Annotated in this window: 16 protein-coding genes, 3 tRNA genes and 2 pseudogenes; 12 read left to right on the forward strand and 9 right to left on the reverse strand. The window is 49.1% G+C overall.

Going from position 1 to position 20,899, the window contains the following annotated elements:
• Positions 1-23: 23 nt before the first annotated feature.
• The 7 genes from uvrC (at position 24) to QHL1GM_RS06085 (ending at position 5,217) form a co-directional block, all read left to right on the forward strand.
• Positions 24-1,838, forward strand: a complete 1,815-nt coding sequence (gene uvrC / locus QHL1GM_RS06050; protein WP_071693669.1) for an excinuclease ABC subunit UvrC — start codon at positions 24-26, stop codon at positions 1,836-1,838.
• A 96-nt stretch (positions 1,839-1,934) separates the two neighbouring features.
• Positions 1,935-2,483, forward strand: a complete 549-nt coding sequence (gene pgsA, locus QHL1GM_RS06055; RefSeq protein WP_071693670.1) for a CDP-diacylglycerol--glycerol-3-phosphate 3-phosphatidyltransferase — start codon at positions 1,935-1,937, stop codon at positions 2,481-2,483.
• 84 nt (positions 2,484-2,567) lie between these two features.
• A tRNA-Gly gene (locus QHL1GM_RS06060) sits at positions 2,568-2,642 on the forward strand.
• An 11-nt stretch (positions 2,643-2,653) separates the two neighbouring features.
• Positions 2,654-2,727, forward strand: a tRNA-Cys gene (locus QHL1GM_RS06065).
• A 264-nt stretch (positions 2,728-2,991) separates the two neighbouring features.
• Positions 2,992-3,077 (forward strand) — tRNA-Leu (locus QHL1GM_RS06070).
• 1,171 nt (positions 3,078-4,248) lie between these two features.
• The gene (locus QHL1GM_RS06080) at positions 4,249-4,533 is read left to right on the forward strand and encodes a tripartite tricarboxylate transporter permease (RefSeq protein WP_254795263.1); all 285 of its coding nucleotides are present in this window, start codon (positions 4,249-4,251) and stop codon (positions 4,531-4,533) included.
• A gap of 363 nt (positions 4,534-4,896) precedes the next feature.
• Positions 4,897-5,217, forward strand: coding sequence for a hypothetical protein (locus QHL1GM_RS06085; protein WP_071693672.1), 321 nt, complete (start codon positions 4,897-4,899; stop codon positions 5,215-5,217).
• Positions 5,218-5,543: 326 nt separating this feature from the next.
• On the opposite strand, the gene QHL1GM_RS06090 is transcribed toward QHL1GM_RS06085, so the two are convergent.
• From QHL1GM_RS06090 to QHL1GM_RS06100, 3 genes are all read right to left on the reverse strand, one after another.
• Complete coding sequence (locus tag QHL1GM_RS06090) at positions 5,544-6,101, reverse strand: hypothetical protein (protein ID WP_254795264.1); 558 nt, start codon at positions 6,099-6,101, stop codon at positions 5,544-5,546.
• 271 nt (positions 6,102-6,372) lie between these two features.
• On the reverse strand, positions 6,373-6,924 hold the full coding sequence (locus QHL1GM_RS06095) for a hypothetical protein (RefSeq protein ID WP_071693673.1): 552 nt from the start codon (positions 6,922-6,924) through the stop codon (positions 6,373-6,375).
• A 940-nt stretch (positions 6,925-7,864) separates the two neighbouring features.
• Complete coding sequence (locus tag QHL1GM_RS06100; protein ID WP_071693674.1) at positions 7,865-8,206, reverse strand: molecular chaperone DnaK; 342 nt, start codon at positions 8,204-8,206, stop codon at positions 7,865-7,867.
• A 66-nt stretch (positions 8,207-8,272) separates the two neighbouring features.
• Here QHL1GM_RS06100 and QHL1GM_RS06105 point away from each other — a divergent pair, with 66 nt between their 5' ends.
• Entirely contained in the window at positions 8,273-9,469 is a 1,197-nt protein-coding gene (locus QHL1GM_RS06105) for an MFS transporter (protein ID WP_071693675.1), read from the forward strand.
• A gap of 24 nt (positions 9,470-9,493) precedes the next feature.
• Here QHL1GM_RS06105 and QHL1GM_RS06110 read toward each other — a convergent pair.
• A pseudogene (locus tag QHL1GM_RS06110) lies at positions 9,494-9,893 on the reverse strand (universal stress protein); the annotation flags it as partial.
• 1 nt (position 9,894) lies between these two features.
• Between QHL1GM_RS06110 and QHL1GM_RS06115 the strand changes: the two are divergent.
• The 4 genes and pseudogenes from QHL1GM_RS06115 to QHL1GM_RS06130 form a co-directional block, all read left to right on the forward strand.
• A pseudogene (locus QHL1GM_RS06115) lies at positions 9,895-10,071 on the forward strand (S-ribosylhomocysteine lyase); the annotation flags it as partial.
• Positions 10,072-10,423: 352 nt separating this feature from the next.
• Positions 10,424-10,657: a hypothetical protein gene (locus tag QHL1GM_RS06120; RefSeq protein WP_071693676.1), complete on the forward strand. Its 234-nt coding sequence runs from the start codon at positions 10,424-10,426 to the stop codon at positions 10,655-10,657.
• 45 nt (positions 10,658-10,702) lie between these two features.
• The gene (locus QHL1GM_RS06125; protein WP_071693677.1) at positions 10,703-12,316 is read left to right on the forward strand and encodes a peptide chain release factor 3; all 1,614 of its coding nucleotides are present in this window, start codon (positions 10,703-10,705) and stop codon (positions 12,314-12,316) included.
• Positions 12,317-12,373: 57 nt separating this feature from the next.
• Complete coding sequence (locus QHL1GM_RS06130; protein WP_071693678.1) at positions 12,374-14,479, forward strand: UvrD-helicase domain-containing protein; 2,106 nt, start codon at positions 12,374-12,376, stop codon at positions 14,477-14,479.
• Between the two features lie 16 nt (positions 14,480-14,495).
• On the opposite strand, the gene QHL1GM_RS06135 is transcribed toward QHL1GM_RS06130, so the two are convergent.
• The 5 genes from QHL1GM_RS06135 to QHL1GM_RS06155 form a co-directional block, all read right to left on the reverse strand.
• Positions 14,496-14,957 (reverse strand): hypothetical protein, encoded by a 462-nt coding sequence (locus tag QHL1GM_RS06135; protein WP_071693679.1) that lies wholly within the window; start codon positions 14,955-14,957, stop codon positions 14,496-14,498.
• 109 nt (positions 14,958-15,066) lie between these two features.
• Positions 15,067-15,924, reverse strand: a complete 858-nt coding sequence (locus tag QHL1GM_RS06140; protein ID WP_071693680.1) for a universal stress protein — start codon at positions 15,922-15,924, stop codon at positions 15,067-15,069.
• 19 nt (positions 15,925-15,943) lie between these two features.
• Positions 15,944-17,434 (reverse strand): SulP family inorganic anion transporter, encoded by a 1,491-nt coding sequence (locus QHL1GM_RS06145; protein WP_071693681.1) that lies wholly within the window; start codon positions 17,432-17,434, stop codon positions 15,944-15,946.
• A gap of 1,059 nt (positions 17,435-18,493) precedes the next feature.
• Positions 18,494-19,114 (reverse strand): hypothetical protein, encoded by a 621-nt coding sequence (locus QHL1GM_RS06150; RefSeq protein WP_175540354.1) that lies wholly within the window; start codon positions 19,112-19,114, stop codon positions 18,494-18,496.
• A 369-nt stretch (positions 19,115-19,483) separates the two neighbouring features.
• Positions 19,484-19,747: a hypothetical protein gene (locus QHL1GM_RS06155; protein ID WP_071693683.1), complete on the reverse strand. Its 264-nt coding sequence runs from the start codon at positions 19,745-19,747 to the stop codon at positions 19,484-19,486.
• Between the last annotated feature and the right edge of the window lie 1,152 nt (positions 19,748-20,899).

A 20,899-nucleotide genomic window follows, 5' to 3' on the forward strand; every position in this document is an offset into this window, starting at 1 on the left:
TTATCGGGTACCAACACGCTGATATGACCTTTGATTCAAAACAGTTCTTGAGCTCGGTAAGCTCTTCGCCTGGGGTTTACCGTATGCTCGATGAGCAAAGTAATACGCTCTATGTAGGCAAAGCCAAGCGCTTAAAGGCGCGCCTTGCCAGTTATTTCCGTGGGCAACTGAATACCAAAACCCAGGCCATGGTGGGACGCATCGCCGATGTCCAGGTAACCGTCACGCGCACGGAAACTGAAGCCCTGCTGCTAGAACAGACACTGATCAAGCAACTGCGCCCGCCCTATAATATTTTGCTGCGCGACGATAAGTCCTACCCGTTTGTCTTTGTCACCGATCGCCATCCCTACCCGGCGCTTGAGTATAAGCGCGCCCGGCAACGCAGCAACGACGGTCGCTATTTAGGCCCCTATCCCAGCAGCGGCGCCGTGCGTGAAAGCTTAGCGCTGATGCAAAAGATATTTCATATTCGCAACTGTGAGGACAGCGTTTTTGCCCACCGCTCGCGCCCCTGTTTGCAGTACCAGATACAGCGCTGTAGCGCCCCCTGCGTCGACTATATCTCTGCCGAGGACTACCGGCGCGATCTCGAGCACGCAGTGATGTGCCTGGAAGGCAAAAGTGAAAGTGTTACTCAAGAATTAATGAAAGCGATGGAAGCGGCCAGCCAGGCGCTCAACTTTGAGGAAGCTGCCCGTCTTCGCGATCAGGTTCAGCAGTTACGCCAACTGCAACAGCGCCAGTTTGTTGACACCGGTGGCGGTGATGCTGACATTTTCGCCCTCGCCCAGCGCCCCGGTGCGCTTGGCGTTTCAGTGTTAAGCGTTCGCGATGGCCGCCTGCTGGGGGCACGCCATCACACGCCTAAAAACGGTCTGGATCTACCGCTTGAAACGCTACTCACCGAGGTGGTTAGCCAATACTATTTTGGCCAACCGCATAACGTGCCCAGCGAAGTGATTACCAGCCACCCCTTAGACGACAGCGAGCTGATTGCCGAGGCGTTGACCCAACAGGCAGGAAAGCGCATTCGCGTCACCAGCCAAGTGCGTGGCCACCGCGCCCAGTGGCAACAGCTCGCCATTACCAACGCTGAGCAGCAGCTAGCCTCCCAACTGGCCAATCAAACCCAGCTCACCCAGCGCTTTACCGCCCTGCAGAAAGCGCTGGGTTTAGAGGACACACCGCAGCGCCTAGAGTGTTTCGATATTAGCCATAGCCACGGTGAGGCGACCGTTGCCTCCTGCGTGGTGTTTGATCATCAAGGCCCTCGTAAAAGCGACTACCGCCATTTCCGCATTGAAGGAGTCGCCGCGGGTGATGACTACGCTGCCATGCAGCAGGCCCTGACACGGCGTCTTAAGCGGGTGAAAAATGGTGAAGCAGTGGCCCCCGATATTTTGATCGTCGACGGCGGCAAGGGGCAGCTCAATATGGCCCGCGAGGTGTTTAAAGAACTCGACATCACCAACATCATTCTTTTAGGCGTCGCCAAAGGCACGACGCGCAAGGCGGGGCTTGAAAGCCTGTTTTTGGAAACCGCCGACAACCCACTCAACTTGGACCCTGCCTCCCCCGCTCTACACTTGATCCAGCACATTCGCGACGAATCACACCGTTTCGCTATTGCTGGTCACCGCGCTCAGCGCGACAAAGCGCGGCGCACTTCAACCTTGCAGGATATTCCTGGTATTGGCCCAAAACGCCGGCGAGAGTTACTGCGGTTTTTTGGCGGCCTTCAGGGCGTTCAAAAAGCTAGCCGCGATGAACTTGCCCGCGTGCCGGGCATTAATGCGTCATTAGCCGAAAGTATTTACCGGGCGCTCAACGGATAAACGCCCGTTTGGCATGGATGCCATAGGCCAAGGGGGATAGAATGACCCCCAGACATTTCAAATCCTCTGATTTTCCGGCAAGGATCGCACCCTGCGATGAATATACCTAACATACTGACACTGGCGAGAATCGCCTTTATTCCGCTGCTGGTGGTGCTGTTTTATCTACCCTTCAGTTGGAGCATGCCCGTGGCGGCTGGCCTATTTGGACTGGCCTCCATTACCGACTGGCTGGATGGCTATTTAGCGCGACGCTGGAATCAATCAACGCCCTTTGGCGCTTTTTTAGACCCAGTGGCTGACAAACTCATGGTGGTCGTCGCCCTGGCGCTATTGATTGAGCGTTATGACACTCTGGTACTAACGCTCCCTGCGCTGGTGATTATTGGCCGTGAAATTGTCATTTCAGCGCTGCGGGAGTGGATGGCTGAAATGGGCAAACGCGGCATGGTAGCGGTCTCCTGGGTAGGCAAGCTGAAAACCACCCTGCAAATGGTGTCGCTGTTAATCTTGCTGGCGCTGCCTCCGACCCACGAATTTGCGCTGCTGGGCGTGGTAGTGCTTTATACCGCCGCTCTCCTAACGCTGTGGTCGATGATTCAGTACCTGAAAGCCGCTTGGCCGCATCTAAGCCGCTCAATGTAAGCTGCTGATAAGTAAATAAGGAACACGCGTTAATTCATTGATTGACAACCTGATGGCGATCCGTATAATTCGCCCTCGAGTCGAGCGGGAATAGCTCAGTGGTAGAGCATCGCCTTGCCAAGGCGAGGGTCGGGAGTTCGAATCTCCTTTCCCGCTCCAACGACTTTTGAGGCTGGATGGCAGAGTGGTTATGCAGCGGACTGCAACTCCGTGTACGCCGGTTCGATTCCGACTCCAGCCTCCATCTTTGTGTAGCAGTGGTGTTTTAAGTAGCAAGAAACAGCATTGCGATGTGATTGTTTTGTGATGTATAGCCCGGATGGCGAAATCGGTAGACGCAAGAGACTTAAAAGCTTTCAGCGCTATCATTGAATTATCTTGGCGACAGTCTAGAAAGACATTAAATTTCAATAAGTTAGATCAAGCGACAGCTTAGCAGTGAAAAATGTTGCTAGTCGCTAGCGACGATTTGACAACAGATATTTAACAACTTTATTAAATATTTATCGCGGGTGTGGTGGAATAGGTAGACACACAAGACTTAAAATCTTGAGGCCATTGGCCGTGACGGTTCGAGTCCGTCCACCCGCACCAACAACATAAAGCCCCTGGCCATGGCCGGGGGCTTTGTCGTTTTTAGGTGTTTAGCTCGCGGTTTTTGTCAACGTAGTTGTCCGCAGACCATTTATATTTCTTCGTCACTTGATGTGCATTTGGCCTGATCGAACAGGCGGCCCACCGGGCTGCAAATCAGATAGATCATGTCGATGAAGTTGACCTCGTTCCGGTAGTGCGTACATGTGATCGAGCCGCCTGGAACAGACCATTCATTCCTTCCAGCCTTGCGTTCGTCAGTCCCAAGAGCCAGCGTCTGACCACCGTGTCGCTAAAGCGTCGCCAGAGCCCTCCCCATCGGCTTCAGTAGTGGCTTTTCCGAGACCGCCGCCTCCATTCCATGACCTTGAGGTAGTGCGTGATGCGCCACAGAGCCGCTCTGGGCGTCGGGGCTTTCTGGAATCCAGCGTAGTTTCTCGTTGATCACCCAGGCAATGGCAGGGCGCTCTGATCAGCTACCAACTCCTGGAGCGTCGCCAGCTGTTTGAGTTTTCCAAGTTCTTCTGTAGTGCCCAGCGCAGCGACTTGGGGTGTACTTGCTCGCGGTGCTCTTTCTTGCGTCCCTCCTCCAGCCGCTTGGCAAAGTTCTGCACAATAAAGGATCAGTCGATCGTTACCTCGGCATGGGGAAGATATCCGGTCAGACCGCTGAGGAAGGCAGGCGAAATGTCGCAGACGACCTCGACCACATTGTTCGTATCGCCGCCACGGGTCGCAGGAAGGCGCTAAACGCCTTGATAGTATCGTTGCCATGGCCAAGCACAGCGAATATCACTGGTTTCTGATTTCTCTGCATATTGAGGAACACCGTGACGTAGCGATGGCCTATCGGGAGGCCGTCTCGTCCACGCCGACAGCGGCCACCCGTGATATATCCAACTCGGCCCACGTAGTGAAGCACGATTCGCCATAGGCGCTTGCTAGAAATCTCCAGCTGCCGGGAGACTGCCAGCACCGGCATATCCTTTGACGAGCGACATAGCCGCTTGCTCGAACAACAAGGTGAAGTCGCTGCCGGTGCGAGCCCAAGACACCTCGATGCGCTTGATGCAATGTTCGGGGCACTTAGTGCGGCACACGGGAGTATAAAAGAAGTTCAGATGCCGTCACAGCCGCCGAATCAGGTAACAGTGCCGATAATGCTTCGGCGATGATTCCATCCCTAACGCTAGGGATTCCGGGCAACTTGGTAGCGGCTTTGGGACTCGGTGCGTTGATGATTCATGGGCTTCAACCCGGACCACAACTGTTCACCAAGTCGCCAGATGTGGTCTTCGGTTTTATGTGGCAGATGCTGTTTACTGCAATGCTACTTCTGCTGCTAGGAGGCATGGTGGCAACCCGCCTGTTCGCTCAGGTCTTGCGTATTCCCACCACCTTAGTGCTCATGGCCGCGGGGGTTTATACCGTCAAAGGGAACATGACAGACCTCTAAACCGACATACTCGAACTCGGGGAGCTGGTCGGCTTTTTTATTAAAGCCGATTCGAACACCATACGGGAAGATGCTTGCACCCGTGTGCTTCAGTACCAAATGACTAACCAGCTCATGGGCAAAGACTAGGGTCGTTTCGACGATGGAGGATTATCATTTCGTCAGGATCTGCCCTTTTCGGCTGCCCCACAGACATAATAGTCATTGCCTGCCAAGGTAACCCTGGTTAACCATGCCTGGTTCAAATCATCTAACCGGGGGCACGCCTCAGAACACTGATGCAGACAATGGATGCGGAAATAGGGTGTAAGAGCGCCGTATACGGGCGTTACTCTATACAACAAACCATAAGGAGAAGAAGACATGGCCAAGCTGCTGGAGAACGAGGAGGTGTTGGTGGGAAAGGCCCGCGTCGAGATGCAAGAAGCAATGGGGACGGGCGAGCCGCTGTCCTTTGTGGCCTTCGTAGTTACCCTGCCTGGAAGCGATGAGTTCCTGCATAAACACCAGAAGGCCAAGGGGGTAACACTATATGAGTGGGCGAAGAGTCGTCCCGAGCTGGCCCATCCTTTTGCTCGCCTGAAAAAGGCCGAGGCGATAGCAGCTGAAAAGGAGAGTGCTGAGGTGGGCATACTTTTTGAAATGCAAAGGCAATACCTACTCTTCACAGACCTCCCGAAATGAACCGGCATTTTGGTATGCGTTATGGTGGTCCACTATAGTTGGGCAATAGGAACGAAAATGGTCGTTTTCTTTACGCTCGCCGACCGCCACTCCAGGAGGCCCATAGCACTGTAATCGTCAACTGATTTTGGGTTTTCACACAGCCTCGGCCAAAAGCAGACGTTCGACGCCATCTGAGTGCATACTGGCAAGAGTCATTCAGCGCCGTAGCGATCACGCTTCTCTCGTGTCAGCATTTACAACAGGACTACTTACTATTTTTGGACATACAGCATTATTAAAAAATCTTAATAAAAATTAAAAAAAGCTAACTATAAATAAAACAATTATAGTGTCTTAACAGAATTTGCTAAGCGCTTTTCGCCCCCAAACGGCGTAGTATAAAAACGCTGCTCAATACCATATAGAAGTAACTTCAAGTCTTCATCATCACTCACTTTAACCTTCTCTCCGTTGGAGTGAATTTCTAGCTTTGAACTACAATAATTCCCAATATATCCTAGCATCTTGTAACGATCTTCATTTGACATGCTTTCCAACGTACTCATGGCCAGTGCAATACGTTTCCGGTTTGGCTTAGATACATTATTTTCACCAAAACCACCTAAAGTAATGATAAACGGCTGTTTAAGAAAACTGTCTACTTCTTCTGCTGTTGCCTCTTTATAAATAGCATCGATACCTTTAAATATGCTAGAAATAGTAGCAAGACTTCTAAATACAAGTGTGTCTTCTCTTTTAAAGTAAACGGAATCTGGCTGTGAGTGAACAACAAGGCGACTACCGCTATCTTGAACTTCTGCACACTCTCCGAAAGAGATCATTTTTCTTCTTAAAAATAGTGATGGTGTTACTTTCTGAAAATAGAAATCTTCACCCTGCACAGAGCAAAGATATACAATATCAGAAAATCGGGCTTTTGGAAGATCGTCGTACTCTTTAGAGTCAAATTTTTTTTCAAAAAAACATTGCAATATTCTTTTTTACTGAACTGCTCTATCTTGAACCAAGAATCTTCGTCAAGGTTATGGTCAGGGTCGTAGTCCGCGCAAGCTCCTATGCTTATACTTAAGTTATCAAACAGCCTTTGATCAGATAACAGCTTAAATATCTTCTTTCTCTCACGACTTTTTATTTTAGCAACAACATGATCCATCAATCACCTCGCTCGATAAAAGTATAATTATTTATACGAAAAGCTTTATTTACCAAAACTTCTCCCGGCGTCTTATATCTACCTCTACTTATTAAAAACACAGCTGCACCATTCCTTGTTGTGATGTTATAAAACTCGAAACCATACAGAAGAAAAAGAGGGTTGAAATATAGAGCTTGAGATAAAAAAGTGAAAACGAATAGCACTCCATATACAAACACTAAGGTTTCCCAATTACCAACACTCAAGGCTACAAAAAAATAACCAAGATAACTTGGAAGAAAACTATTGTTCGCATGCTCGATACCCTTAACTTCACCTGGATTAAATTTATCTTTACCCAATTTTGAGCTAAGCAATATGCTAACCCCGGTCAACAAGACCGGGACAAGAAAATATGCCAAATATGAAACCATATTTGGTAGAGCTGCCAAAATTTTATAGGTTGAGAAGAAATAGTTAAGCGTATAACCTTTTTGTACGGCAAAAATTATCAGCAATAACGAAGTCGAATTAAAAGCCAATAACAGCCGAAACGTGAAATTAATCATCTATTATTTTTTTATAATTAGGTTTGTGAAATTCATCATTAAATCTCCAAACGGTTACTGTGAAGCCAACCCAAGGTTCATATAAATTAACTCTATACTGAAGCTAATAATAATTTATACTTTGAAATAGGGATATACACTATTACTCATCAAAAATATGAGAAAATAACCCCGCTTGCAGCATTTTCTTCGAACTGAAAGCTGACATTGCGTATCATTTCATGTTTGGCAATAACCACCGTAATATTACATTCACTAGCACTAATCAAATATCTATTAGCCTCAAAACTACCAAATTATGCTTACCCCGTCACTATAAATAGTCTAATTTCTAGCATTTTACCCATTTTAGCCTCCTTACATCGAACACGGAAAGCTTAGCGGAGCATGCGATGCTATATAATAATATCCCACAGGGCTCTGGTCCTTATCGCCATTGGCCGCAAGAGCGAGACTGACACTTCGGCATTCAGCTCATCGCGTAACCCAGTAGGGAAACAGTAGATGGTGCCATGCTGAACTGTTCTCGTGCGTAATGGAGGTCTGCCCTCCCGACTGCTGAGTGTAAGTGGTAGCTTACTAAAGCTTTCAGAAGGAGTGAATGAGTGGATATTTGGTTAGCATTTATTCATCGAAGAGCTGCTAGCTTTAATGCAGCTAACGGCCGAGGCTGTGTGAAAACTGTTGGAGAGTACGGGGTCCGGCCAAAAGGTGATTAAAAATTGCGCTCCCTCGCTAATTCTGAGTCTCCTTCATTGCAAAACTTCTCCAGATTTCGCGTATGGACGCCAACTTTTGGACGGCTGAAGAGTTTTCACACAGCCTCGGCCAAAAGCAGTCTTTTAAAATATTCTAATATAATTCTCTTACAGCGCTTTATTAAAATTCAGTTAATAATTGGAGAGCTGCAAAGCGTTCGGGAGGAGCCTGCATACCCTAGCTAATCGGCACACTCAATACACTTCAGTACTAGCGGGTCCCAAGTGAGGCGTTTGGCCCCAATCCATTCGCCGCACTCAATACACTCACCGAAGTTTTCACCCTCTATACGCTGAAGTGCAGCGGCAATCTGCTTCAGCTTTAACTGGCGGCGCTTCTCGCCTGCTTTGGCCATCGCTTGCCCCTGCATTGCATCCATACGCGACAGCCGACCTACCGACGTTTGATCCAACATTACAGTATCGCGTGAGTCTTCACTGCTTGCGCTCTCCTCGCGAAGCGTGGTGTCGAGTGTCATCAGCTTCTCACGGATAACGGCTATATCCACCTCGGGGTGATTCATCTGCGTCTCCAGTTAGCCTACAATCGTTACCCTACTAATTTGTTTGATCGCGTAAGGGACTATTCGATGGGCTATCGCACCCTGCTGCGCGATCACCGCAGCGTACTCAGTATCGCTTTTTTGGCCATGTTTAGCTCAAGCCTTGGGCAGAGTTATTTCATTGGCCTCTTTCAAGCCCCTCTTTCAGACCACCTTGGGCTTAGTGTCGGCCAGTTTGGCACCGCTTATGCTGTGGTTACTCTGATAGCGGGCTTCTGCATGCTGCGCTTTGGGCCATCTGTTGATTGGATAAACCCACGACGTTTCGCAGCAATCATATTATTACTGCTATTAACAGGCGTTGTGCTGCTTACCTTATCGCCCTGGTGGTGGTTAGGGATAGTCGGCCTTGGCATAGTACGGCTATGCGGTCAGGGTATGTTGACCCATTTGGGTAACACGCTCGCCGCCCGAGAGTTTTCCACCATGCGTGGCCGCGCCATTGGGTTGGCAAACTTAGGCATTCCACTGGGTGAAGCGCTGCTACCACCGTTGGTTGCTGCGGCGCTTATCTGGAGCAGTTGGCAAACTTTTTGGTGGCTAATGTGTGGAACTATTGCACTGCCATGGCTGTGGCTGCTAATGAAAGCCCCCTGGCCCAGCGCGCCGGGCGTTAAACCGACGAAACAAACACCACACGGCCCTCGCCCCTTTCGTGATAAACGCTTCTGGTTGTTATTGCCCCTGTTAATGTCACTGCCTATCACCATGACGGGGCTATTTATTTATCAAGCCCAATTAACTGAAGCCCTCGACAGCTCGCTGGCGGTTTATGCACTGGCGCTGACCGGCATGGGGTTCGCCAAACTGCCGGGTGCGTTACTAGGCGGTCGATGGATCGATAAATTGGGTCCCGTGAAGCTAGCGCGCCTTTACTTGCTGCCCTACGCCATCGCTATGGTGATGGCGTTAACCATCGGCGGGAACATCAGCATTTGGGCACTAATGGTAGGCGGCGGGTTGGCCATGGGCGCTCAGGAGCTTATCGCCTCTGGTCTGTTGATAAAGCTATGGGGCGCTAAGCATCTTGGCAAGGTACGCTCAGCACTTAGCGCATCCATGGTGTTCTCCACCGGCATAGCGCCTGCGGTACTGGGGTTAGCACTTGGAGTGGGTGTACCCTTTTACTCGCTTTTATTAGGTATGCTGGTGTTCATCGTTGTCGGATGGCTACTGGCACAGCGCGTACTGCGGGAAGCAGCCAACTACATGGCAGAGCAGTAAATAGCAAGCAATGAAAGCAAGTGTTCAGTGCAAAGTTAACACCGGCAGTTGGGCGTTACACAGCATTGAGGTCGTAGTGCTACTCACTAGAAAGTGGCGAATGCGCGGATGGCCATAGGCGCCCATTACCAGCATATCGATACTGTGCTCCTGCTTACAGGTACGCAGCTTTTCTTCCACTTCGCCCGCGCCTTCGGCGGTGCGCGTAACGTTTCCAACGCCCAGGTAAGCTGCGAGCGGTATTCAGCTGTTTCTGCGCCCACATTAACGACATGATAAGTAGTGCCTTCAAACAAGGGACTTTTAGCTAGCATTTCCCCCCCTTTACGGACCGGTTACTACCGTCAAACGCGATCATCATGTTGTGCAGTGCCGTAAACTGTTTCGGTACCATGAGTAATGGTTGATTTATCTCTCATACCATAGAGGAAGTACTGAAGATACTCGACCAAACGCTGGAAGACGTTTTAACGGCTACCGAAGTACCCGCTTGCAACGAAATGCAGTGCGGCTGGGCCGACAGTCATAGCCTGAAAGGCGCTCAAGCTCTTGCCAGCGATCTGCTTGAAAAACGCGATGAATGGGCACAAGTCTTTGCTTAAAACGATTCTATCCTGAACTTAAGGTCATCTAGCTCACTAACCATCAACTTAGGGTATGAACCAAGCGCTTGACGAATTCACACCATCGCGCTTGGCCTACTCTCGTGGTAACAACATCCTACGGAACACCAAACCTTACTAGCGGTCAATCGTGGTAAGATTATGCTTCAACCTATCCCAGATACCTTTACTTAAGGTCGCTGGTAACTGCATGAGGAAACTCAATGACACGGTTACACAACGGCTTCTGCCCTACCCCGCCCTAGCGCTATTCCATACAGACGACGCTATGCAATCGTTGCGTTTCGGAACGCAATGACTTTGCCGAAACCGACCTGTGAGTGGAATGACCATGCAAGTACAAGATGCTTTTATCCCCAACATTGATGAATTAACTAAATCCACCGAGTGGACTAGTGTCCACAGCTATTTACCCACGAATGCCAAAACACCCTTACTGGTGGTTTATCGCGATATTCATGGGGCTGGTGTGACATCGGCTATTTTAGAGCGCGGGCGATTTCTTAGCGTTACTAATCGCGCATTGGTTCGTGGCGTTCAGGCTTGGCGTTACATGGATGAATGATTCAATCCACGTTTACTCTTCGCCAAACCACACCACGAGGTCAATATGGAAAACGCCGCTCTTGCAGCTCAGTTCCCCATTGAACAAGAAGTAAAACGTCGCCGTACCTTCGCCATCATTTCGCACCCTGATGCGGGCAAAACCACCTTAACCGAAAAGCTATTGATGTACGGTGGCGCAATCCGTACAGCGGGTACCGTAAAAGCCAAAAAGAGCCAGCAGTTTGCGACCTCCGACTGGATGGAAGTGGAGAAACAGCGGGGCATTTCGGTAGCAAGCTCTGTTATGCAGTTCGAGCACGAAGGGTGTGTGATTAATCTGCTCGACACCCCAGGTCACCAGGATTTTTCCGAGGATACTTACCGCGTGCTAACCGCTGTTGATGCCGCATTAATGGTCATTGACGCGGCTAAAGGGGTAGAAGCACAAACCATAAAATTATTAGAAGTTTGTCGTCAGCGTAAAACCCCGATTATCACCTTTATCAATAAAATGGATCGTGAAGTTCGTGAACCATTAGACCTCATTGATGAAATTGAGCAAATTCTAGGTATCGCCTGTGCCCCCATTACTTGGCCAGTAGGCATGGGGAAAGAATTTGCAGGTGTATTCGACTTGCGTCGCCACCACATGCTTAAGTTCACCCCAGGCGATAACACTGCTCATCAGGCAGTGGAAGTGCTAGAAAGCGTGGATGATCCTTACCTCACAAAAAATTTTCCGATAGCTCACGCCACCTTTAAAGAGGAGCTTGAGATTGTTCAAGAAGCAGCTGATCCTTTTAACCAGGAAGCTTTTCTAGCAGGTGACTTATCGCCGGTATTTTTCGGTTCAGCGATTAACAACTTCGGCGTGCGCGATATTCTAGAAGCGCTTACCCAGTGGGCGCCTTCTCCACGCCCTCGTGAAGCGAAGGAAACAACCGTCTATCCTGATGGGAAACAATTTTCAGGTATCGTGTTTAAAATTCAAGCCAATATGAACCCACAGCATCGCGACCGAATTGCGTTCTTACGTATTTGCTCCGGCGTCTATCGGCAAGGTCTGAAAGTTAATCACGCACGAAGTGCCAAACCCATTCGGCTCGACCACGCTATCACCTTTATGGCTCAAGAACGCACGCACCTTACCACCGCCTATGCGGGTGACATTATTGGCATTCCCAACCACGGCAAGCTGCGTATTGGCGATGTGCTAAGTGAAGGCGAGCTATTGGCCATGGCAGGCATCCCCCACTTTTCACCTGAAATTTTCAAAACGGCGCGTCTAAACGATCCGCTACGTTCAAAGCAGTTAAACAAAGCGCTTAAAGAGCTAGGTGAAGAAGGCACTATCCAGGTATTCGAACCGCTAGAAAAGACCGGGATGATTATGGGCGCCGTTGGGCAGCTACAGTTTGAAACCGTCGCTCATCGCTTACTTACGGAATACAACATAGACGCTACCTTTGAAAGCGTGCCAGTGCATAAAGCGCTCTGGGTATCGAGTGAGGATATACACCAGCTAAAGCGATTTACCCAAACTAGCTCTCAACGATTAGCCTACGACGCAGCGGGCGCCCTGGCCTTTATGCCCCCTACTCGCGCAGCACTGGACATTACTATTGAAAGATGGCCAGAGCTTACGTTTCACACTACCCGCGAAATAAACGCTTTTTGAATTAAGCCTTTCATTACAAGACGTTAAGAAGTAAATACTCCCCATTTAACAGGCACTATGGATACCAAAACCAACATCTCTCAACGCGACGCTGAACACCGCCAGTTAATGCACACCCTTGAACGCATTGACCTGAACGTAGAAGAAATTAACCAACGCCTAGCGGCTTATGCAGAGGACATACAGGCCCAGAAAGAGTATTTATGGACAAGCCGGGATGAGATGGATCACATCGAGAAAATCTCCGCTCGCGAGTCAATTGAGCAAGCGGTAATGACTGGCGACAATGCCTTGGCACGCCGCCATAAACTCGAAAAGCTCAGGCACTCACCCTATTTTGGTCGCTTCGATTTTGCCCAGCGGGGCTCCTCTGAAGCGACTCCCGTTCACATTTACATTGGCATCCACCACTTTTACGACGACCTAGCCAGTGAAAGTCGCGTATACGACTGGCGGGCACCCATTGCGTCACTGTTTTACGATTACGAAACAGGCCCCGCCAGCTATCAGAGCCCGAAAGGCGAGATTAGAGGCCAGATCAGCCTCAAACGGCAGTTCAGAATAAAGAAAGCCAGTATTGAGTTGATGATCGATAGCGATGTCCATGTGGTCGATGACGTGCTTCAAGACACACTGAGCCAAGCCTCTGACGACACGATGAAAAACATCGTCGCTACTATTCAGCGTGATCAAAATGCGATTATTCGTAACGACGAAGCCCACACTCTGATTATTCAAGGCGTGGCGGGCTCTGGAAAGACCTCGATTGCGCTGCACCGGATTGCTTTTCTGCTTTATCGATTTAAAGACACGCTCACCTCAGAAGATATTTTAATTATCTCCCCCAACCAGGTATTTTCCGACTATATCGCCAACGTGCTGCCCGAACTGGGGGAAGAGACCGTTAATCAGGTGGGGATGGAAACACTGGCTGACGAGTTGCTCGACAGCCAGTATCGGTTTGAAACATTTTTTGAACAAACCACGTCGCTACTGGAAAAGAACGACGAGGCTATGAAGGCGCGCCTACATTTCAAAGCCTCACCAGAATTTCTGAAACAGCTTGATCGTTACGCGGCCGACGTAGAAGCGAAGCGCTTTAAGGCTGAGGATATCTGGATTGCTCGGCGATTAGTGCCTAGCTGGCTACTGGAAGAAGTGTTTAAAAAGCATCGCAACCTACCTACCAATGAGCGCCTAAGACAGGTGAGCTGGGAAATAGAGCGGAAAATTGGCAATCAATATAACTATGATTTAGCGCCCGACGAGCGAAAAAAGCTAAAAGCCACCGTTAAGGGCATGCTGAAGCAGAAAACGCTGCGTGAGACCTACAAGGAGTTTTACACCTGGCTCGGTAAACCTGAACTGTTCAAGACGGCCTCCCGGGGGCGGCTTGAGTATGCCGACGTGTTCCCACTGATCTATTTAAAGATGCGCTTAGAGGGAGTTCACTCCCGCTGGCGGAATGCCAAACACCTATTAATCGATGAAATGCAGGACTATACCCCTGTGCAGTATGCGGTTATCGGCCAGCTATTTCGTTGCAAAAAAACCGTGCTAGGTGATAGCTACCAATCGGTTAACCCCTATAGCGCCTCGCAAGCTGAGCAGATACGTCAAGTGTTGCGTCAATCCATGTACGTGACACTCAACAAAAGCTACCGCTCCAGTATCGAAATAACTCGTTTTGCTCAGCATATTGCCTATAACCCCGATCTAGAGCCTATCGAGCGTCATGGCAAAACGCCTACTATTTACCATTGCGCGTCGCGCAAGCAGTCGCACACAGCCATCCAGCAGCTAGCCCAAGAGTTTGCAATTTCAACGCATAATACCTTGGGTATTGTGTGCAAAACCCAAAAGCAGGCAAGCCAGGTTTTTAAAGCGTTAGAAGGTGAATTCGATAAGCTACAGCTGCTCACTGAGCAAAGCACCGCGTTTGGACAAGGTATTATTATTTGCACCGCCCATATGGCAAAGGGCTTGGAATTTGATCGTGTTATTGTGCCCGAGGTAACGGCCTCTCATTACGCCACCGATATGGAGCGCAACTTACTTTATGTGGCCTGTACTCGAGCAATGCACCAACTTGACCTTACTTACCACGATCAACCCTCGCCGTTTATCGAAGAGCTGGACAGTCACCATTTTCAAGCGGCGTGATGATCATTCGACTGGATTAAAACGACGATTTGAATAACGTCCAGACGCTCTCTTCATCGCGAGCATACAGGTATAAGTGTTGCAGATGTTTGGCCTGTTGCAGTTGATCACTCAATGCGAAGACAGCTTGGCGAACAGCCTCTTCACCTCCTTGCGCATGGGGATTAGCGCCAGGGAGGGGAATAGCCAGCGTAGCAAGCTCCTCACGCTCCGCTACTATAATGACTTTACGGTAGCACTTTGCCCATAAAGGCAACGATTCAGGATCATCATCTCTGCTTTGAGGCGGTGCAAACTTAATTACCGAAGGTCCTTCCTGGTATGGCTGTGAGGTCATCCAAGCCTCGCCAATCACTACGCTGCCTAAAGCGTTTATCTGCTCTTGGGTAGCAGGCTCGACGTAAGCAGTTTCTATCGAGAAGTAGTCATCCGTCTGGTTAATAGAAATTTGCGTTTTATTGAGCTGCCAAGTCTTCATTAGCCTCTCCTTAGAACAAAAAAGCCGGCTCACTCAAAAAATGAGGGCCGGCTGCGGGTAACAAGTCGCAATGCGAGCTAAACGGTGATGCGCTGCTTCTTTTGGAGCCTTAGCGCAAAATCAGTACCGGTATGTGGCTACCACGTAGCATGGCCGTTGTGGTGCTACCTACCAGTAAGTGGCGAATACGCGAGTGCCCGTAGGCGCCCATCACGAGTAAGTCAATGCTGTGCTCTTTTTCGTAGGCCTGTAGCGCTTCGTCTACCTCGCCAGCACGAATGGCGCCCTCGGCCTGGTGGCCTGCTTCACGCAGCGTGCTTAACGCCCATTCAAGCTCAGAGCGGCGTTCAGCCGTTTCTGCACCGACGATCAATACATGGCACTCGGTACCTGCAAACAGCGGTGAACGGGCCAGCATCTCGACGCCTTTACGGGCTGTTTTACTGCCGTCAAAGGCCATCAATATTTTTTCAGGCCGCTTGAAGGTTTTCGGCACCATCAGGATCGGGCGGTGCATTTCACGCACTACCCGCTCAAGGTTAGAGCCAAGATGGCCACTGGCCTGGTAAGCGGTTTCACCTCGCTTACCCACCACCAGCAATCGCACGTCTTTTTCAAGCTCTACTAACGTTTCAACCAGAGTACCGTTGAGCTGGCGAGTGATGGGGTCGCTGACCCCATCCTCTATCGCCCGTTCTTTGGCCGCCTCCAGCATTAGCTTGCCCTGCTCGCGATTCACCTTGGCGCGCTGCTCATCAAGGTCGGAAAGCTCTTTCATTAACCGTTCGCGGGCACCGAAGCGCAGGTTGCCGGAAAGGTTCTGCTCTTCGGGTACGTCAGAATGATTGTCGACCACATGCACAAAGGTCAACGGTGCCTCCATGGCCAAGCTGGCCCAGGCGGCATAGTCACAAACGCCTTCGGAAAACTGGGAGCCGTCAATAGCGGCTAATACCTGATCTGTCATGTTGTGCTCCTTGCGTTGGTTAGTGGCCGCCCATCAACTTTTCAACCGCTTCGGGGTCGTTATGAACCGCATAACGATCCACCACCGTCGCGCTGGCTTCGCTCAAACCGATCATTTCCACCTCGGTACCTTCACGGCGGAATTTTATCACCACGCGATCCAGCGCCTGTACGGCAGTAATGTCCCAGAAGTGCGCGCGGGAAAGGTTGATGGTGACTTTATCGATACTCTCTTTGAAATCGAACGCGCCGATAAAGCGCTCAGAGGAAGCAAAAAACACCTGACCGACCACTTCGTATTCACGCTCTTTACCTGGCTCGATTTCTTTAGAGCCGATATACATAATGTTGCCGACTTTGTTAGCAAAGAACATCGCCGCCAATAGCACACCAACAAAGACGCCTATTGCCAAGTTGTGAGTACCTACGGTCACGATAACCGTCGCCACCATGACGAAATTGGTACTCATGGGGTGCTTTTTCAGGTCGCGAATCGATTCCCAGCTAAACGTGCCGATCGCCACCATGATCATTACCGCAACCAATGCCGCCATGGGAATCTGAGATACCCAATCCGCCAAGAACACCACCATCAGTAGTAGTGATATACCGGCAATCAAGGTAGAGGTACGACGACGACCGCCCGATTTAATGTTGATCACTGACTGACCTATCATGGCGCAACCCGCCATACCACCAATGAGGCCTGAACCAATATTGGCAATGCCCTGACCTTTACACTCACGGTTCTTATCGCTTTTGGTATCAGTGAGATCATCGATGATCGTTGCGGTCATCATCGACTCCAGCAGACCCACCACAGTCAGCATCAGCGCTGTTGGCAGAATGATCATCAACGTTTCGAGGTTCAGCGGCACATCAGGCCACAAGAACATCGGTAGGCTATCGGGCAGTTCACCCATATCACCAACGCTGCGAATTTCCATGCCGGTCATCATGTACACGACGGTGAGAACGACAATACATACCAGTGGCGAAGGAATGGCTTTACCTATCACCGGTACATAGGGGAAGCCGTAAATGATGGCTAAGCCAGCCAAGGTCATAGCATAAACGTGCCAGGTAACGTCGGTTAACTCGGGCAACTGAGCCATAAAAATCAGGATGGCCAGCGCGTTAACGAAGCCAGTTACCACCGAGCGCGACACAAAGCGCATCAGCTCAGCAAGCTTTAGATAACCTGCAATAATTTGCAGAACACCAGTTAAAATTGTAGTGGCTAGCAGGTATTCCAACCCGTGTTCTTTCACCAGGGTGATCATCAAAAGTGCCATGGCGCCGGTTGCTGCCGACACCATGCCAGAGCGACCGCCGGTAAAGGCGATAATCACACAGATAGCGAACGAGGCGTACAGGCCGACCTTGGGGTCAACACCGGCAATAATTGAGAACGCAATGGCCTCAGGTATTAGCGCTAGCGCAACGACAATCCCCGCCAGGGTGTCGCCCTTGAGGTTAGAGAGCCAAGATTGTTTAAACTTTTCGTACATGCGAGGGGTCCATGATTTTGGGGTAACGATAAGCCAAAACGGGCTAACAGCGCAGCCAACAATAGGAAGCACCGCCAACACATTGGCACGCTGGGGTAATCAGCTTGTAGTTTTTAAATAGTGGAAAGCTAGCGTTAGGTACGGCTACGTTCATGTACCAGAAAATCAGGTACTGAAGGCTTAAGTACCAGAAAGCGATGACAGCACAGTGGAAGCGCTATCAGCACCTCGGGGGGGGGGGCTTGGAGCTAGGGTGGAGTCATCAACCCTAAAAAATGATGTGTAAATACAGTCATTGGCAGAGATTCTTTTACAGCTGGGAAAAAGAAAGAATGGTGCAAAAACGTGTCATATCTTAGCAGCAAACCTGCTGCATTGCACCTAGCGTCTAGTGCTACCCTTCGGGTTTCATAACTTCGACATATCAATCCACTACTTTAGGCAGGGTGATCTTACCCCCCGCATCTGGCGTACCATTACGCCGTTTAAGACGACATTTATCGCCTGAGTCAATCATACAGATTCGCCTATTTAAACATCCTAGCTGAAGGGTGAATCGCCCCGGATTTTTAGACACTACATGATCTTATACTTGGGGTTTGAGAGGGTAGCCTGAATGGTCGATTTGAGTTTTTGGATAGATTACGTGGTGTTACATTAGCTTTAATTAATTGACCGCTTTGGGTCGAAAACTGCCTGTTAACTAAACTTAGCACATGGCGAGTATGATTTGACCACCCCTTGATGGATGAGTATGCCATGACTTTTTCTGTACTCAGCCTCCCTACTTTGCATAAATGTAAGCTAGCTGGCCAAGAAGCCCAGACGGGACTAGAAGAGATGTGGGCCCCCCATGTTCGCCTACAGCTACCCAAAACGACGAGAGACCTCACCTAGCCCGTGCTTATAATCAATGGGGCTAATATCTATTTGCACCGCGAGTCCCGGATAGCTTCCATGTTGAAAGCATGCACTTTATGCAGCCAATGACGCATTGCTCATACAGTATGATTGAACCGAACAGTCATGTAGCGATAATTGCGCCACGATACACCTTGCTTAGTTGACACTTGCCAGCACTTCTATATCGAAAGGCTCTATAGGTTTAAATATCCCCGTTTTAGTCATTTTTCTCCTTAGCTCGAAACCTTCCAGCGTTGCAGACGCCTCAATGTTTGCCAAAGCCTTGGAGTTGATCTCCCGCCACTGAGGCTTAGTAGCCAAAACGCTGTAGAGATAATTCTCAGTAGGTTTCCCAGTACCCACGTCCATTGCCGAGGTATACGCTGATATTAAAGCGACCTGAACCGTCGGCAAGCGATGAAATATTTCCCCCAGCACACGCATCGCGACGCCATGAGCATAATCTCGATATAGCGCCCGACGTCTCGTCGCCGTGATTTTCTTTGCTGAAACTTTAAGCTGCTTGCCAGCAAGCATATATTCGGCATCTGGAAAGTCACCTTCTTCTGGCAATTCTATATCGATCGCGATAGTGCCAGCATCATCACCTAAGTCGAAGCTTATGTTCGTCTCCCTTGGCCATGGGATCTCCCCCAGATGCTTTTCCATATTGATCGCCATGAAATCGAGATCCGATAGAATAAGCCTCGTCTCGTGCGAACGCCTCTCTCGCTCCTGCTCATTGAAGATTCGTGCCGCCTCTTCCCATTTGCTCATGACCTGGGTGTATTGCATAGCTTGTCGCTCATCTTCTTCTTTTATGCGCCGAGCTGCTGGGGGTCAAATTCGACTCCACAGCGTCGGCAGAATCATGGGGCTAGGCTTAGGCTCCGGTTCAGGAAATTCTTGAGACTCGAACAACGGTTTGTCTCTAGGTGTGGGCGTTGCGGGCACCTCCTACTGGCTATACCGAAATCATCGCCGGTAGCAGCTGCAAGAACGGCAGTGACACGTTCATTCATCCGAGCTTGGCCTACCCCATTTTTGAATTACGCTCACGCTTGTCGCCATTCAACTTTGAACACCCCATCCACCATTCGAGGATGGATAGCCATACAACCAATTACTGATTCATAAAATATGTAATTAATATGCCCTCTCGAAATTAAAAAACGCATCAACTTCTTTTTGCAACGCTTTGTGGTAATTTGAGGGTGCATCTCCAATATACGCCCTCCACTGTCCATCAACTTTGACTAGTGTTTCCTCTATATCCAGCAACTTTTCGCCCCCTTCATACACCTCTCCACTAATCAATGCGGTAGGGTCAGTTGTGCCATAAAAATGCGCAAAGTCTTCTGTAACATCTTCAGCAAAAGTTATTTTTACTTTAATCATCTGCATATCCATTTAATAAGGACTCACTTTAATGCGAGTCTCTTTACTGTATATAAAATCAATAGTTAAATTCAAGGAATATTTTATAGTAAAACTTAAAAAAACGGCCCTTATTTCTCGAAAGCATGATAAATACTGAAAACCATACCCAAAAGAAAAATGTCGTCAAGTTACCCATATGGCCTTGCAAGTAAGAACCGCTATTTTTAGCAGGAGTTTATAAGCTTTGTCCGGGTTGTTACCATCCACCAATCGACCCGAACCAATGCTTTATCAAAGAACGTCTCACCGGATTTTGCATCACCTTAGCCTCTGTTACGAGTGATGAAATAACACCATCTTTCCGAAAAGAAACTACACCCTTCCCTACTTGATGCGAGCTAATCGCGGGTCACAGTCCTGTCTTTCGCAATTGCTGCAAAAAAAGTAAAAAGCGTACAAACTGCATCCGGATAACTCTCGTGGCGGTAAGGCGAGTCATGCCACCATTACTCAAGCCTCATCAGCTCGAATGAAACGTCCTCGCACTTGACCACATTAATCATATTTTTATCAAAATCACTTTTTGAGGCGGACAACGCCTATTCGACACATGAGAAGCTCGGCGTCACCGTAAAGTGATAGGAAATTGAGCGTCAAAACTTTCTTAAGAAGGCACCTTACCAAGTTATGGTAAAGTGATTTTAAGTTCGGAAAATCGTGCAGGATCAGACTAATGATGAAACCTAAGCAATTAAATAAACAAGTCAAGTAATCATATGGGAAAATTAAATAAAAGCTTGACTAAAGCCTGATAAAAACAATAGATTAAAAAGAATCCAGACACTTACAGGAGCACACATGCCAGCAAAAAATATACGTCCACAACTTTGCCAAGCTCTCGTAACGAGACTAATTAACTCTGATAGAAGTCTAGAGATATGGGACACAGAGGTGACAGGATTTCATATTCGTAAAACACCAAAATCCGTTTCATACCGTTTATCTTTCCGTCATCCAATTACGTGCAAGCGCCATACCCTAATTCTCGGTCGAGCAGATCAAATCACCTTCCGAGATGCTAAGCAAGCAGCAGCCCTTACGGTATCTAGATTTTCCAGGCTAGCATTAATCCACAAGGTAGAGACAGTAAACAGCCATTGTTCAGCGGCTCTCCGAAGTTCG

The sequence above is a fragment of the Halomonas sp. QHL1 genome (assembly GCF_001882345.1).
GTDB lineage: Bacteria > Pseudomonadota > Gammaproteobacteria > Pseudomonadales > Halomonadaceae > Vreelandella.